This window comes from Hominimerdicola intestinalis (assembly GCF_054655215.1).
This window is the reverse complement of the sequence record NZ_BAAHNZ010000003.1, coordinates 191,080-206,632: the sequence shown is the minus strand read 5'-3', so window position 1 is coordinate 206,632 and position 15,553 is coordinate 191,080. Positions and strand designations below refer to the sequence as shown.

The following is a 15,553-nucleotide window of genomic DNA, read 5'->3' as shown; positions in this document are numbered from 1 at the left end:
AGGAAGCCTATGTACGATATAATAAAATTTGTACTAACCTGCGGAGTAGCGCTGATCGGATTAATTCTGTTTTTAATGCCTGAGAAAAGCGTTAAGGCTGAAGACCGCGATAAACCAGAGGAGATTGCTAAGATGAAGCGTAATGGGTTGGTTATTATGATACTTGGTATTCTGCTGACGGTGATTTTCTTTATTTTGTAATATTTTTAAACAATAGATCGGCGGTGAGATAAATGGCTGAGCAGCAGGTCTTTCCTACCAAGGGAAACCTTATTGCGTCAAAGAAAGCGCTTCAGCTTGCGGCTCTCGGATATGAGCTGCTTGACAGAAAGCGCAATATACTGATACGGGAGCTTATGGGTCTTGTAGATAAGGCGGGAGAGCTGAGGACTTCTATAGAGGAAACCTATATAGAGGCGTATGCGGCGCTTCAGCTTGCCAATATCTCGCTTGGACTTGTAACCCCCTATGCCGAATGTGTTCCTGTTGAAAAAGGTCTGGCAATAACCTCAAGAAGCGTTATGGGAGTGGAGCTGCCGCAGATAAGTCTTGAAGAAAAGCCGCTGAAGGTAACCTACGGCTTCTCTCAGACCACATCTCAGCTAGACAGAGCATTTATCGCATTTGACAAGGTAAAAAAGAAAACTGTACTGCTTGCCGAGGTAGAAAACAGCATATACCGGCTTTCAGCGGCGATAAGGAAAACTCAGCGGCGTGCAAACGCGCTTCAGAATATAATTATACCTAGAAACCAGGCTATAGTTAAATTTATATCCGACTCTCTGGACGAAAAAGAGCGAGAGGAATTTTCGCGGTTGAAGGTAATTAAGGCTTCAAAGCTGAAAAAGGCTAGGGAAGCCGCAAAATTGGAGGAAAACCTATGAGAATGCTGAAAAAGCTGTTTAAAAACTATCTCCTGCTGTCAGTCGTATGTATTGTGCTTGGAGCGGCGCTTATTGCCGATCCTGGCTTTTTTACCAAGGCGATAAGCTATACTATAGGAGGTATAGCTCTTGCCGTCGGAGCAGTAAGCCTTATACAGTTCTTTGCAAAGGGAGAGGAAAAGGACGAATATTCTTCGCTTATATTCCGCGGTATCGTTCTTGCGGCAATAGGCCTGTTCCTTATTGTAAAGCCTGATTTTATATTTAAAGTAATAGCTTTCGGTTGCGGCTTTTATATGCTGTTCAGCGGAATAGTAAGTCTTGCCAATGCCTTTTATATAAAACGTGCAGGACAGGACTGGGTTTTGCCGATGATCCTTGCTTCGGTAACGGCAGTTCTCGGCTTTGTAATAATTATAAATCCTCTTGCTCCTGTAAATATTGCGGTTACTGTTCTGGGAATTGCGCTTGCTGCGGCGGGAGTCGCTAATCTGATAAGCTGTCTTTCTGGCAGGCATCAGCTCAGATATATTGAAAAGCAGGTTAAAAGGTCAGATAAATCGGGTAAGGACGAATTTATTGATATATAGTGTATTTTATGCAGATAGTCTTATCGGCATATTTAACTAAAAAGATCCAGAATATATTTTTTATTATTGGCTGATTCGCTGAAAGTGAAAAAAATAAGCAAAAGCTATTGACAAATCGGCGATTCGGGTATATACTATGAAATGTAAACAGCAAAGGCGCTGTGGACGGTTTAAGTCCACAGCGCTTTTTTTAAAGCCTGTACCGGCATAAAAATGCCGGCGCGTTTATTCGGAACGGACAGTGCGAAGATATAATATACAGGAGGAAATTTTTATGAATGTACCGGAGATTTTCGGCAGCGATGTTTTTAATGAAGCTGTTATGAAAGAAAGACTTCCCAAGGATACCTTCAAGGCTCTTAAAAAGACTATTGCCAACGGCGATCCGCTTGATATTCACGTTGCGAACGTAGTAGCCAACGCAATGAAGGATTGGGCTGTAGAGAAAGGCTGTACTCATTATACTCACTGGTTTCAGCCGATGACAGGTCTTACCGCAGAAAAGCTTGACAGCTTTATTTCGCCTACAGAGGACGGTCATGTAATTATGGAGTTTTCGGGCAAGGAGCTTGTAAAGGGTGAGCCTGACGCTTCTTCCTTCCCGTCGGGAGGTCTGAGGGCAACATTTGAAGCAAGGGGTTATACCGCATGGGATCCCACGTCTTATGCGTTTATAAAATGCAATACTCTTTGTATCCCTACTGCATTCTGTTCTTACAGCGGTGAGGCTCTGGATAAAAAAACGCCTCTTCTGAAATCTATGGAGGTTATAAATAAGGCGGCTCTGAGGATATTAAAGCTATTCGGCTCAGACGCGACAAGGGTAATTGCAAACGTAGGCCCTGAACAGGAATACTTTCTTGTTGACAGAGAAATGTATTCAAAGAGAAAGGATCTGATCTTTGCCGGAAGAACCCTTTATGGCGCTCCCGCTCCCAAGGGGCAGGAGTTGGAGGATCATTACTTCGGAACGATAAAAACAAGAGTTCAGGCATATATGAAGGATCTCGACGAGCAGCTGTGGAGGCTTGGTATCTACGCTAAGACTAAGCATAACGAGGTCGCTCCGGCACAGCATGAGCTTGCTCCGATCTACGGAACTACAAATATTGCTACCGATCATAACCAGCTTACTATGGAAATTATGAAGCGGACGGCAAGAAAGCACGGCTTCAAATGCCTGCTGCATGAAAAGCCGTTTGCAGGGATCAACGGCTCGGGAAAGCACAATAACTGGTCTATCTCGACAAATACGGGAGTTAATCTTCTTGATCCCGGAAAAACTCCGGCTGAAAACGCACAGTTCCTTCTGTTCCTGACCGCAGTTATCAAGGCTGTCAACGATTATCAGGATATTCTGAGGGCTTCAGTTGCTTCTGCCGGAAACGACCACAGACTCGGTGCTAACGAGGCTCCTCCCGCTATTATATCTATTTTCCTCGGTGATGAGCTGACAGGAGTTCTTGACGCTATCGTAAACGGCGTTAAATATGAGGGCAAGAGGGTTGAGATGGAGATAGGAGTAGACGTTCTGCCCCACTTCCCCAAGGATACTACCGACCGAAACAGAACATCTCCTTTTGCATTTACAGGAAACAAATTTGAGTTCAGAATGCCCGGATCAAAGCTTTCGGCTGCCGGTCCTAATACCGTGCTAAATACGATCGCCGCAAAAGTTCTCGACGACTTTGCCGATGTTCTTGAAAATGCTGACGATTTTCAGGACGCTCTCGATGACCTTATCAAGAAAACTATAAAGGAAAATCAAAATATTATTTTCAATGGCAACGGATATTCTGAGGAGTGGCCTGTTGAAGCTGAAAAAAGAGGCTTGCTGAACTTGAAATCTGCGCCTGAAGCTATCCCAACGTTCGTTGCTCAGAAGAATATTGATCTGTTTACAAAATACGGCGTATATACTGAGCCGGAACTCCATTCGAGAGTTGAGATACTTTTTGACGAGTACTGCAAGACCTTGAATATCGAGGCGCTTACGATGATCGATATGGCTAAAAAGGATATCCTTCCCGCTGCTCTTACTTATATTAAGGAACTGGCAAAAACTGCGGAGCTGGTTAAGAACTGCGGAGCGGACGACGGCTTTGAAACCGATATGGTTAAAAGACTGTCTGCGCTTACGACCCAGATGTACAAGAAGCTGGGCGAGCTTGAGGACTGTATGGTCAAGTGCCATGAGATAGAGGATATTCAAGAGCTTGCAAATTACTACCATGATGTTGTATTCACGGCTATGGGAGAACTGAGAGCCTATGCCGACGAGATCGAAACGTTGGTAGGCGAAAAGTACTGGCCTTATCCTACTTATGGTCAGCTGCTGTTCTACGTTAAATAATTCAGACAGCTTTAGTATTATATTTTAATATATGCTCTTCTTATAAACTTCTATATATTTTATTTTGATTCAGTAATATCGCTGCATTATATTTAGATACACGATGAGGTGTATAAGTCCCGGGGACAATTGTTCCGAGGATCTTATGCACCTCTTTTGTTATTGTTGGGAGGAAAATAATATGACAGTATTAACGGATAACGTAATTCAACAAGCGATTGACGCCGCAAAAGATGTCGGCTTCGGTATCTGGTTTCTTATAGCCGTTGCGCTTGTATTCTTTATGCAGGCAGGCTTTGCAATGGTTGAAACAGGCTTTACCAGAGCGAAAAATGCCGGAAACATCATAATGAAAAACCTGATGGACTTCTGTATCGGTACGGTAATGTTCATTCTGATCGGTTTTAGTTTTCTCTGCGGGGAAGACGTGATTGGACTTATCGGAAAGCCCGGATTTGATATTTTCACCGCATATGAAAATTTCGATTTTTCTAATTTCGTATTTAACCTTGTGTTCTGCGCAACGGCAGCTACTATTGTATCTGGAGCTATGGCGGAAAGAACCAAATTCATTTCTTACTGTATCTATTCGGGAGTTATCAGCGCTCTGATCTATCCTATCGAAGCACACTGGATCTGGAACGCAGACGGATGGCTTTATCAGATAGGATTCCATGATCTCTCCGGCTCCTGTGCGATCCATATGGTTGGAGGTATTTCCGCACTTGTTGGAGCCAAGATCCTTGGCCCGAGAATCGGCAAGTTCAGCAAGACCTCTGACGGTGAAATCAAAGTACACGCTATACCCGGTCATAACCTTACGATCGGCGCTCTGGGAGTATTTATTCTCTGGTTCGGCTGGTACGGTTTTAACCCGGCAGCTTCAAAATCAGTTGAAATGCTCGGCTCTATATTCCTTACTACAACTATAGCTCCGGCTGTTGCAACGGTAGTATGTATGATATTTACATGGCTGAAATACGGTAAGCCTGATGTTTCAATGTGCCTGAATGCTTCGCTTGCAGGACTTGTAGGAATTACGGCAGGCTGCGACGTAATGGACGCCTTCGGCGCTCTTGCAGTCGGCATTGTTTCGGGACTGCTGGTCTGCTTTGGCGTATGGTTCCTTGATTATAAGCTTCATATCGACGACCCGGTAGGAGCGGTTGCGGTTCATATGATGAACGGTATCTGGGGAACGATAGCGGTAGGTCTTTTCGCAACTGATACTGCTCCCGGATTTGCGATTGCTCAGAACGGCGGCGCAAGCGGAATAAGCGGCAGCGGTTTATTTTACGGCGGCGGTCTTGAACTGCTCGGAAAACAGAGCTTAGGAGTTCTTGCAGTAGGCGCATGGACTGCTGTTACAATGTCAATAGTATTTTTTGCGATCAAAAAGACGATCGGTCTGAGAGCCTCCGAACAGGAAGAGATCATCGGCTTGGACGTTACCGAGCACGGTCTTGTTTCTTCCTACGCCGACTTTGCTCCCGCAATGGGCAGTGATATGCTGGGCTATACTAAGGACGACGCAAAAAGCGTGATCAGGGTTGACTCATCAGCGGAACCTGTAGTTTCTGTTGAAAAGGCTGTTACTGTTGAGAATTACACGACCCCTGCCCCTGACGATTCTTCAAGGATCACAAAGGTCGTTGTTGTCTTTAAGCAGACAAAGCTTCAGGATTTCATTGCAGCAATGGAATCTATCGGCGTAACAGGTATTACTGTTACAAACGTACTCGGCTGCGGTATGCAGAAGGGACAGCAGGAATACTACAGAGGAGCAGTTGTTGAAACAAATCTTCTTCCTAAGGTAAAGGCTGAAATAGTAGTATGCAGAGTCCCTGTCAGAACGGTGATAAATGCAGCAAAATCCGCCCTTTATACAGGTCACATCGGTGACGGAAAGATTTTTGTCTGCGATGTTGAAAACGTAGTCAAGATCCGTACAGGAGAGGAAGGCTATGACGCTCTTCAGGACGACTGATACTGATTCGGTGCTGCAAAACGCATATTCTTAATTAATTTGCCCCCATCCCACTTATAAATTATAGCTTGAAGTCCGCAGTACAGGAATTATCCGTCTGCGGACTTCGGCGTTTTTACTTTGGAGTATGGTTCAATAAAAACAGACGCTTACGAAATTGAAATCGCAGGCGTCTGGTCTTTATTTATATCTGAACTTATTTTCGTCAGCTGAGCTTATCGGGAGTAACAGCAAATGTGATCTTATTTTTATTTTCTACCGAGATCCCGTCTTTATAGGAGATCTCAAATTCTTTCCAGTCGGGTGAGACCTCGTAAGCAAGATAGCCCTTTATCTTCTTGCCGTTTCCTACATCACCTGCAAACTGATCGTATCCGTCAGGCTTGTTGATGACAATTTTCATATCTGTCGAATATCCGTCCTCATATGCTTCCCAGTAGAACATATTGAGATGATCGTCCTTTCCGGAAACATTCTCTGCTTCAAAGTAAAGGATAAGGTAGACCTTTCCGTCAGACGGCGTATCTGTAAGAAGGCTGTTTTCGTCAGAAAGGCTGTCGTACTGCTTAGCGTCAAGGAATGAAATTTTCCATGAATCCGACTGAACGTATTCGCCTACGGTAGGCAGAGCTTCCGGCTCGGCTTCGGACGACTCCTCGGCGGCTTTGCTTTCTTCCTTTGATTCTGTTTCCTTTTTGCTTTCAGTCTGTGATGACGATATTTTTCCTGTTTCGTTTCCTGATGAGCTGTCGTCTTTATCTCCGCCGCTTCCTACGGCTCCCCCTATAGCTGCAATAACTACTATAGCTGCGATAATTCCGATTATTAACCCCTTTTTGCTTTTCTTTTCTTCATTATCCATATTGATTCCTCCTATATTTGCCTTTCAGCATTTTACTACATAATTATACACTTTCCGATTAAATTTGTCAAGACTGTGGAAAATTAATAATAGAAAAAATTGAATTCTATGGCGCAATAAGAAAAAAACAGCTTAAATATGGGAGGATCTTCAGAGGGGTAAGGAACTGTAAATGATATTGATATTCAAAACGCTTAAAAAATTATAAATCAAAGTGTTCATTACAGCGGATTTTATTATAAAAGCGGCGCATATTATAGTAAACGCTATTTGTGAAAAACTTGACAAAGCCTGTGAAATAAGGTATAATAATATCATATATTTATTGTGAAGGGAATGTTTTGAATGGGTTTGACACTTACTGAAAAAATCTTGAAGGCTCACTTAGTCGACGGTGAATTTGTCAAGGGACAGGAAATAGGAATAAAAATTGATCAGACGCTTACTCAGGACGCTACGGGAACAATGGCATACCTCGAATTTGAGGCTATGGGAGTACCCCGCGTAAAGACGGAGCGTTCTGTTGCTTATATCGACCATAATACGCTGCAGTCAGGCTTTGAAAATGCCGACGACCACCGTTTTATAGGCTCTGTAGCCAAAAAGCACGGAATTTATTTTTCACGCCCCGGCAACGGTATCTGTCATCAGGTACACTTGGAGCGTTTCGGCGTTCCCGGCAAGACGCTGATCGGTTCGGACAGCCATACCCCGACAGGCGGCGGTATCGGAATGATCGCTATCGGAGCAGGCGGACTTGACGTTGCGGTCGCAATGGGAGGCGGAGCGTATTATATCACTTATCCTAAGGTAGTAAAGGTTAACCTTACAGGCAGGCTTTCACCGTGGGTCGCGGCTAAGGACGTTATTTTAGAAGTTCTCCGCAGGCTTTCCGTAAAGGGCGGAGTAGGAAAGGTGATCGAGTATACCGGCGAGGGCGTTAAGACCCTTTCAGTACCCGAAAGAGCAACTATAACCAATATGGGAGCAGAGCTTGGCGCTACAACCTCTATTTTCCCTTCAGACGAGATAACACTTGAATTTCTTAAGGCTCAGGGCAGAGAGGACGTATGGTGTGAGCTTAAAGCCGACGACGATGCTGTTTACGACGAGATCGTTGATATAGACCTTTCAGAGATAGTTCCTATGGCGGCTTGTCCTCATTCACCTGACAATGTAAAGACCTGTGAGGAGATCGGCAGGCTGAAAATTGATCAGGTTTGTATCGGTTCATGTACAAACTCTTCATTTATGGATATGATGAAGGTAGCTCATATACTCAAAGGAAAGACCGTTCACCCCGACGTTTCGCTGTCTATAGCTCCCGGATCTAAGCAGGTGCTGAATATGCTGGCTCAGAACGGCGCACTTTCAATTATGATTGACGCAGGAGCAAGGATCCTTGAATCTGCCTGCGGTCCATGTATCGGTATGGGTCAGTCGCCTAACTCAAAGGGCGTATCGCTCAGAACCTTCAACAGAAACTTCGAGGGACGTTCGGGAACTAAGGACGGTCAGATATATCTGGTATCTCCTGAGCTTGCTGCCGCATCCGCTCTTACAGGCTATCTTACCGATCCCAGAACTCTGGGAGAAATGCCTGAATTCAGGCTGCCTGAGCATTTTGTAATTAATGATAATATGGTTGAAGCTCCTGCTTCAGTTGAGGATATGGACAAGGTCGAAATTCTAAGAGGTCCGAATATCAAGCCTTTCCCTGAAACCGCTCCGCTCGACGAATCTATCGAATGCAGGGTATCGCTTAAGGTCGGCGACAATATTACTACAGACCATATAATGCCTGCGGGAGCTAAAATTCTTCCGCTGCGTTCAAATATTCCTGCAATTTCTCAGCATTGCTTCACGGTATGCGATGAGGAATTCCCAAGACGTGCTAAAAATATGGGCAAGTCGATTATCGTAGGCGGCTCTAACTACGGACAGGGCTCTTCAAGAGAGCATGCAGCGCTGGCTCCGCTTTATCTCGGGATCAAGGCGGTTCTGGTCAAGAGTTTTGCAAGAATCCACAGAGCAAACCTTATAAACGCCGGTATTCTGCCGCTTACTTTTGTAAACGAGGCTGATTACGATAAGATCTCACAGGGCGATGAAATTGTGCTTTCAGACGTAAGAGCAGCTGTAGAAGCTGATAAGACAGAGCTTACCGTTGTAAATAAGACCACAGGCGCTGAAATTCCCGTACTCTGCGAGCTTACAGGACGTACAAAGGATATTATCCTTGCAGGAGGACTGCTTGACTACACAAGAGAAAGCCTAAAATGATTATGCTTTTTGAGCTGCTGTCAGGAATTATGGAAAACCAGCTCATTGTTTCTTGTGCATTATTATTAATTGTCTCAATTTCAGCGAGCCTGCTGTATGGAGTAATGGTAAAGCGGGGAGAAAACGGAAGCAGGTTTTGGCGTAAAATGTCTGTTTTGTTTTCCGTAAGCTGTAAGGCTGTGATAATTGCTGTTGCTGTAACGGCAGTTATACTGATAATATTTTTAGTGGTTATCCTGATCGCATTTCCGTTTATTTATATAAGCTGACAGGCAGCTATGGAGAGTATAATGGTTACTTACTTTATTTTGGGAAATATTTGTTTATTTGCTATTCCTGTTATACTTTATATCTGCGTTAAAAGATCGTTGCGGAAGCTTCATCGGTCTACTGAAGAAAGCGATTTTAAAAAGGATTCGGGCAGACGAAAATATGAAAAGAATATAATAGGCATTAATCTTCTTATCTTTATATTATACTTTATATATCTTTTTTGGAAATATGAAGCGTTTGCGATGATGATAGGATTTTTAGGCTTGTGGGCTTTAATAATATGTCTGTGCTTTACTAAATTGGAACTGCTGGCTGTCAGGCTTTATAGAATTAAAAAGGGAACGGTTGTCTGTAAAAGCAAAAGTGTGGAGGTTATCGGATTTTGCGCTTGGATCATTTTATTTTTATTGATCTTATCTCCATCAGCAGTTATTTTAAAATAAACAGGAGGAATGTAAAATGTCAAAAATCCAAATGAAAACACCCCTTGTCGAAATGGACGGCGACGAAATGACCAGAATTATCTGGCAGGAAATAAAGGATATTCTTATTCTGCCCTATGTGGATCTGAAGTCCGAATATTATGATTTGGGTCTTGTTCACAGAAATGAAACAAACGATCAGGTAACGGTTGATTCTGCTAATGCTACGAAAAAATACGGAGTTGCGGTAAAGTGCGCTACGATCACTCCTAATGCCGCAAGAATGCCTGAATATAACCTCAAGGAAATGTGGAAGTCTCCTAACGGTACAATAAGAGCAATGCTGGACGGCACTGTTTTCAGAACTCCTATTCTCGTTAAGGGGATAACTCCGTATATTCCTACATGGACAAAGCCTATTACTATTGCACGTCACGCTTACGGTGACGTTTATAAGAACGTTGAAATGAAGTGCCCCGAAGGCTCTAAGGCTGAGCTTGTATGCACTGACAAGAACGGAAACGAAACGAGAGAAACGATCTACAGCTTTGAGTGCGACGGAATTATTCAGGGTCAGCACAACAAGTCTTCTTCAATAGCTTCCTTTGCAAGAGCCTGCTTTAACTTTGCACTTGATACAAATCAGGACGTATGGTTTGCTACTAAGGACACTATTTCCAAGAAATACGATCATACCTTCAAGGATATTTTCCAGGAGATATACGATAATGAATACAGGGAAAGGTTTGAGGCTGCGGGTATAGAGTATTTCTATACGCTTATTGACGACGCAGTAGCAAGAGTTATACGTTCAAACGGCGGCTATATCTGGGCATGCAAGAACTACGACGGCGACGTAATGAGCGATATGGTAGCTACGGCTTACGGTTCGCTTGCAATGATGACTTCGGTCTTGGTTTCACCTGACGGCGTTTACGAGTATGAGGCGGCTCACGGAACTGTTCAGCGTCATTACTATAAGCACCTCAAGGGTGAGGAGACCTCCACAAACTCTGTAGCAACATTGTTCGCATGGACAGGCGCTCTGAGAAAGAGGGGCGAGCTGGACGGTTTGGAGGAGCTTTTTAATTTCGCTGATTGTCTTGAAAAGGCAACTGTCAGGACGATCGAGGACGGCGTTATGACAGGCGATCTTTATCTGCTTTCAACTCTTGAAAACAAGAAAAAGGTCAATACTGAGGATTTCCTCAAGGCGGTGGACGAAAGATTAAAGCCTATGCTTGGCTGATAGGATAATTATTGAGAAGCATAAATATCTGATTCATATAGGGGCGGATTTTTATCCGTCCTTTTATGGCGTTTTTACGGAGTGGTTTTGATATGGCAAAAAACGGTTCTATTTCTTCTTCGGTTATAAAAAGACTTCCCAGATATTACAGGTTTCTGGGTGAGCTGAAAAAGCAAGGTGTTGACAGGATATCTTCAAGAGAGCTTTCTGCGCTTATGAAGCTTACCGCTTCGCAGATAAGGCAGGATCTTAACTGCTTCGGCGGCTTCGGACAGCAGGGCTACGGCTATCACGTTGACGAGCTTCACAGCGAAATAGGCAAGATACTGGGAGTTGATAAAAACTTTAAAACAATACTTATCGGCGCGGGAAACCTTGGACGCGCTATTGCGACGCATATAAATTTTGAAACAAGAGGCTGTAAGCTTATCGGTATTTTTGATATTAATCCTGAGATAGTAGGTAAAAGTGTGGGAAGCCTTACAATACGTCATGTAGACGAGATCGAAAGCTTCTGCAAAGAAAATTCTCCTGCGGTCGCAGTGCTTTGTATCCCTAAGTCAACTACTCAGGCTATAGCAGATAAGCTTGTCAGTCTTGGACTTAAAGCCTTCTGGAACTTTTCGCATTACGACCTGAGTATCGAATATGAAAATATAGTAGTTGAAAACGTTCACCTCGGCGACAGTCTTCTGACGCTTACTTATGGAGCTAATATTATTGATAATGCAGATTAATATATATTTTATATTAATTGGTTTACTGAGATAATGTTTAGTTTATTTAATTATATTTATATTATTAATGCGGAGAAATACCGCCTTTTATAATAATAAAATATTTTTCACAGTAAAAATGTTCTGAGCAATTATTAACAAAATATTTCTTGATTTTTGTCTACAATTACTATTGTAACTATATAGGCATTATAGTATAATATATTAGTAAGATTACATATATTAGCGCAGGTAAAACCAATAGCATGGTAATACAGTTAAGAAGGGGATGGATCTATGAGATCAGCGGTAAAATTTGATGCGACGCGTTTTGCCAATATCTCGCCCAAGTATGTGTATTTATTTGCTGATATATGCTGCTTGATAGTTCATATAGTTTTTATTTTCTATTTTAGATACATTGGCGTTACCGAAATGATGTATTTCAATTTTTTCAGTTCGGCGCTTTATCTGGGTTTTTCTTTTCTGATTTTCAATGTAGAGAACGTAACGCCTATGCTGTGCATAGCTTTGTTCGAGATAGTGGTTCATGCTGTTGCGGCAACGGTGTATGTGGGCTGGGGCTACGGCTTTGCAATGTTTCTTGTGTGTATAGCTCCTGTTCCGTTTTTCGTGGAGTTTAAAAGGGTAATGACTCCATATATAATAACTCCGGTAATAGTAACCGTTTTTATGCTTCTGAAATTTTATACGGTAGATGACGCACACGTTATTTACCCTGACTTTGATAAGACATCGCAGCTAATGCTGTATACATTTAACAGTTTTTTTGCATTTCTTATGATAATCTGCATAGCCGCGATATATAAAATATCAAAACAGATATCTCAGCATCAGCTGAAAGCGAAAAATGAAACTTTAAGCAGGCTTGCGACTATAGACCCGCTTACAAGGCTCTTCAACAGACGTGCGATGATGGACTTTTTCAAACAGATACAGAGAAATGCTGCGGCAGCTGACAGCAGATATATAATTGCAATGGGAGATATAGACAATTTTAAACAAGTTAACGATACATACGGTCATGCATACGGCGATATGGTTTTAAAACAAATTTCGGAAGCTATGAGTATACTTGTTCCGTCTGAGGGATATGTTTGCAGATGGGGCGGAGAAGAACTGCTTTTCGTGATCCCCAATACCGGTATAGAGGCCGGTACAAGGGTCGCGGCTCAGATCCGTTCCGAACTTGAAGCAATGAGCTTCAGCTGCGGAGCTGATACCTTCGGGGTTACGATAACTATAGGCGTCTGTGAATGTGGTAAGGATCTTTCTTATGAAGAAGGACTGAAAATTGCTGACCAGTATCTTTATTACGGAAAGAAGCATGGAAGAAACTGCGTAATAAATAAAAATAACTGCGGGGAGGAAATTGTTATTCCGATCTGCGGAGCTTTCGGAGATAATTCGTAAAACTGTCGGATATAAAGTCCGGCAGTTTTTTTTAGCCGAAGCTTATCAGGAATTGTGCATTGTGCATTGATAATACTGGTTCATTTTGTGCAAAAGGGTAATTTTTCGGATTGTTTTGTATAAATTGTTGACTATTTAATAACAATTATGATATAATAATAAGTATTAAAATATTACCTTTCTGCTGCTGTAACAGCGTTTGCAGTACGGAAAGCTATTAAAACTTAAAAGCAAGGTTCGGTTTTCTGTTGCTTTAAGCAAGGGCTTATGCGAAGGCTCTTCGAGAGCTTTACCCGACTTGTAAACAAGCGGTTAAAGCTTGAAAAAACAAAAAAACTTAGTCAGCAAAATGAAATAACCCGTTCTTAACGCTCGGGATTTGGAGGTCTGAAATGGATAAGCAGATTGATTACGGAAGTTACGCCGGCTACCGTGAAACCGTACGGACTCTTACAGGAAATTTAAAGGAGCTGCTGCGGCTGAGCGAGGATATTTCTCTTGTTAATACAGCGCAGTCTATAAGGGAAACTATTGATAAATCTGACGACGATCATTTTGAGGTTGCAATAGTCGGAGAATTTAAGCGGGGTAAATCCACGCTTATTAACGCACTTCTGGGGCAGGAGGTGCTTCCTGCCGACGTTCTGCCGGCAACCGCTACTCTTAACAGGGTTACATACAGCGAAGAGCCTTACGTTCAGGTAGAATATAAAAACGGCACAAGCGAAAGGGTCGATATCGATCAGCTTGAAAACTATGTTACAAAGCTTACCTGCGAGGCGGAGGAAAGAGCGGAAACCGTTAAGGAAGCGACAGTTTACTATGATACGGATTTCTGCCGCAATAATGTTGATATAATTGATACCCCGGGTCTTAACGACGACGAGCAGATGACTAACGTTACCCTGTCTATCCTGCCTAAGATCGACGCGGCAGTATTTGTGATCAGTGCAAATTCGCCGTTCTCTCAGTTTGAAAAGGATTTTTTGGAAAAGAAAATGCTTACGTCCGACGTGGGAAGAATTATTTTCGTAGTGAACTGTTTCGGAACATTTTCACAGGAGGACGAAAATAAGATAGTTGAAACCGTAAGAAGCCGCATTACAAAATATGTAATGGATAAGGCGAAAAAGGTAATGGGCGAGGACAGCCGTGAGTTTGCCGTTTACAAGAGAAAGATCGGAACTCCGAGAGTTATCGGACTGTACGCTAAAAGGGCGCTTACGGCTAAAAAAATAGAGGATCCGAAGCTTCTTGAGGAAAGCAATTTCCCTGAGTTTGAAAAGGCTCTTGAAACTATGCTTACCAAGGAGAGGGGAGTTATAGCCCTTCAGATACTGGCGAATAAGATAACAAATTCGGGAACGGAAATACTCCGCTCGGTAGTTATGCAGGAAAATGCGCTGATGATGGCGAACGACGAGTTTATGGAGCAGTATGAAAATGCTATAAGCGAAATAGACGATATAAGGAATAAAAAGCGTCAGGAATTTGTTAAGATAAACGACGCCGCAAATAAGGTCTTTTCGGATCTCCAGCCTGTGCTTGACAGCTACTGGACAAATATCGAGCAAGCGGCTATGGACGTTATAGACAGCTTCCAGATGTCCTCCGACGATTTTAAAAAGGATCAGCTTAAAATGGTTACTGCGAAGCTTACGGATAAGATAAAGGAAAGCATTGAAGCAAGAGCGCAGCTTATCTGCGAGCAGATACAGAATTCGATAAATATCGCTATCAGCGTTGAAGCCGAGCGTTTACAGGGCTTTGAAGACGAGTTCTTTGAGTCTGTAGCCCGTATTCAGGAAATGTTTACTGTTTCCGAAAGAGTATCAAGAAACGGCAGCGGAATAGATAAGGGAATAGGCGCTGCGCTGGGTTCATTCGGAGTAGGCGGTCTGTTCATAGGCTTCCGTGAGGCTGGCTTCAAAGGTGCGCTTCTCGGAGGAGTTACAGGCTTTGCAGGCTTTTATGCAACCTTTTATACCGCAATGTTCTTTACGGGAGTTCTGGGAATAACCGCCGCGCTTCCTGCAACGCTCTGTCTTATGGCTATTGCGGGACTTGCAGGAACTTTTTCGGCTAACTTTGCAGTCGATAAAATTCTGGTAAAGGAGAGGATCGACAAGTATAAGTCGAACTTTAAAACTCAGGTAAAAAAGCAGTTCCATGAAATGAAGCTTAACAACGACTTTACCGAAACGGTTCGCCGTCAGGTATTTTCGGCTTTCGAGGGTCTTAAAACCAAAATTGAAAATGAAACAGAGATAATTCTCCGTGACACTCAGGAGACCCTTGATAACCTAAACGATCTTAAAACGGAAAAGAGCAGTATCTCCGAAAGGGAAATGGAGCGTCTGCACGCGATCGCCGAATCAGCAAGCGCTATCGTTTCGGACGCTTACGCAGTCAGAAGAGTGCTTTCTGAGGCAATGGAAAATTAGTTTTTTGTGCTGTTATCGGCATTTCGGCACGGAAAAATTATTAAGGAGGTACTTGA

The 15,553-nt window shown here is 43.0% G+C and carries 11 protein-coding genes; 10 read left to right on the top strand and 1 reads right to left on the bottom strand.

All coding sequences use genetic code 11. The features are described from left to right. Window positions 1-9: 9 nt before the first annotated feature. The 5 genes from ACYQ0H_RS05160 (at window position 10) to ACYQ0H_RS05140 (ending at window position 5,814) form a co-directional block, all read left to right on the top strand. A complete protein-coding gene (locus ACYQ0H_RS05160; RefSeq protein ID WP_459811775.1) occupies window positions 10-201 on the top strand; it encodes a hypothetical protein in 192 nt (63 codons plus the stop codon). 32 nt (window positions 202-233) lie between these two features. Beyond that, window positions 234-884: a V-type ATP synthase subunit D gene (locus ACYQ0H_RS05155; protein ID WP_459811774.1), complete on the top strand. Its 651-nt coding sequence runs from the start codon at window positions 234-236 to the stop codon at window positions 882-884. Further along, on the top strand, window positions 881-1,474 hold the full coding sequence (locus tag ACYQ0H_RS05150; protein ID WP_459811773.1) for an HdeD family acid-resistance protein: 594 nt from the start codon (window positions 881-883) through the stop codon (window positions 1,472-1,474). The genes ACYQ0H_RS05155 and ACYQ0H_RS05150 overlap by 4 nt, the downstream gene beginning before the upstream one ends. 274 nt (window positions 1,475-1,748) lie before the next feature. Then, window positions 1,749-3,827, top strand: a complete 2,079-nt coding sequence (locus tag ACYQ0H_RS05145) for a glutamine synthetase III family protein (RefSeq protein ID WP_459811772.1) — start codon at window positions 1,749-1,751, stop codon at window positions 3,825-3,827. 181 nt (window positions 3,828-4,008) lie between these two features. Beyond that, window positions 4,009-5,814 carry an ammonium transporter gene (locus tag ACYQ0H_RS05140; protein ID WP_459811771.1) on the top strand — a complete coding sequence of 602 codons (1,806 nt, stop codon included), beginning with the start codon at window positions 4,009-4,011 and terminating at the stop codon, window positions 5,812-5,814. 205 nt (window positions 5,815-6,019) lie between these two features. Here the strand turns inward: ACYQ0H_RS05140 and ACYQ0H_RS05135 are convergent, their stop codons facing one another. Further along, on the bottom strand, window positions 6,020-6,676 hold the full coding sequence (locus ACYQ0H_RS05135) for a DUF4352 domain-containing protein (RefSeq protein ID WP_459811770.1): 657 nt from the start codon (window positions 6,674-6,676) through the stop codon (window positions 6,020-6,022). A gap of 345 nt (window positions 6,677-7,021) precedes the next feature. On the opposite strand from ACYQ0H_RS05135, the gene ACYQ0H_RS05130 reads away from it, so the two are divergent. The 5 genes from ACYQ0H_RS05130 (at window position 7,022) to ACYQ0H_RS05110 (ending at window position 15,497) form a co-directional block, all read left to right on the top strand. Continuing rightward, on the top strand, window positions 7,022-8,959 hold the full coding sequence (locus ACYQ0H_RS05130; protein ID WP_459811769.1) for an aconitate hydratase: 1,938 nt from the start codon (window positions 7,022-7,024) through the stop codon (window positions 8,957-8,959). Between the two features lie 732 nt (window positions 8,960-9,691). Further along, window positions 9,692-10,903: an NADP-dependent isocitrate dehydrogenase gene (locus ACYQ0H_RS05125; RefSeq protein WP_459811768.1), complete on the top strand. Its 1,212-nt coding sequence runs from the start codon at window positions 9,692-9,694 to the stop codon at window positions 10,901-10,903. A gap of 92 nt (window positions 10,904-10,995) precedes the next feature. Beyond that, complete coding sequence (locus tag ACYQ0H_RS05120) at window positions 10,996-11,640, top strand: redox-sensing transcriptional repressor Rex (RefSeq protein WP_459811767.1); 645 nt, start codon at window positions 10,996-10,998, stop codon at window positions 11,638-11,640. Between the two features lie 276 nt (window positions 11,641-11,916). Further along, window positions 11,917-13,053, top strand: a complete 1,137-nt coding sequence (locus ACYQ0H_RS05115; protein WP_459811766.1) for a GGDEF domain-containing protein — start codon at window positions 11,917-11,919, stop codon at window positions 13,051-13,053. Between the two features lie 392 nt (window positions 13,054-13,445). Then, on the top strand, window positions 13,446-15,497 hold the full coding sequence (locus ACYQ0H_RS05110; protein ID WP_459811765.1) for a dynamin family protein: 2,052 nt from the start codon (window positions 13,446-13,448) through the stop codon (window positions 15,495-15,497). Window positions 15,498-15,553: the final 56 nt, after the last annotated feature.

What these genes read in the sequence shown, in the direction of transcription:
- ACYQ0H_RS05160 (WP_459811775.1), top strand. Translation starts at nt 10, where the DNA reads ATGTACGATATAATAAAATTTGTACTAACCTGCGGAGTAGCGCTGATC.
- ACYQ0H_RS05155 (WP_459811774.1), top strand. Translation starts at nt 234, where the DNA reads ATGGCTGAGCAGCAGGTCTTTCCTACCAAGGGAAACCTTATTGCGTCA.
- ACYQ0H_RS05150 (WP_459811773.1), top strand. Translation starts at nt 881, where the DNA reads ATGAGAATGCTGAAAAAGCTGTTTAAAAACTATCTCCTGCTGTCAGTC.
- ACYQ0H_RS05145 (WP_459811772.1), top strand. Translation starts at nt 1,749, where the DNA reads ATGAATGTACCGGAGATTTTCGGCAGCGATGTTTTTAATGAAGCTGTT.
- ACYQ0H_RS05140 (WP_459811771.1), top strand. Translation starts at nt 4,009, where the DNA reads ATGACAGTATTAACGGATAACGTAATTCAACAAGCGATTGACGCCGCA.
- ACYQ0H_RS05135 (WP_459811770.1), bottom strand. Translation starts at nt 6,676, where the DNA reads ATGGATAATGAAGAAAAGAAAAGCAAAAAGGGGTTAATAATCGGAATT.
- ACYQ0H_RS05130 (WP_459811769.1), top strand. Translation starts at nt 7,022, where the DNA reads ATGGGTTTGACACTTACTGAAAAAATCTTGAAGGCTCACTTAGTCGAC.
- ACYQ0H_RS05125 (WP_459811768.1), top strand. Translation starts at nt 9,692, where the DNA reads ATGTCAAAAATCCAAATGAAAACACCCCTTGTCGAAATGGACGGCGAC.
- ACYQ0H_RS05120 (WP_459811767.1), top strand. Translation starts at nt 10,996, where the DNA reads ATGGCAAAAAACGGTTCTATTTCTTCTTCGGTTATAAAAAGACTTCCC.
- ACYQ0H_RS05115 (WP_459811766.1), top strand. Translation starts at nt 11,917, where the DNA reads ATGAGATCAGCGGTAAAATTTGATGCGACGCGTTTTGCCAATATCTCG.
- ACYQ0H_RS05110 (WP_459811765.1), top strand. Translation starts at nt 13,446, where the DNA reads ATGGATAAGCAGATTGATTACGGAAGTTACGCCGGCTACCGTGAAACC.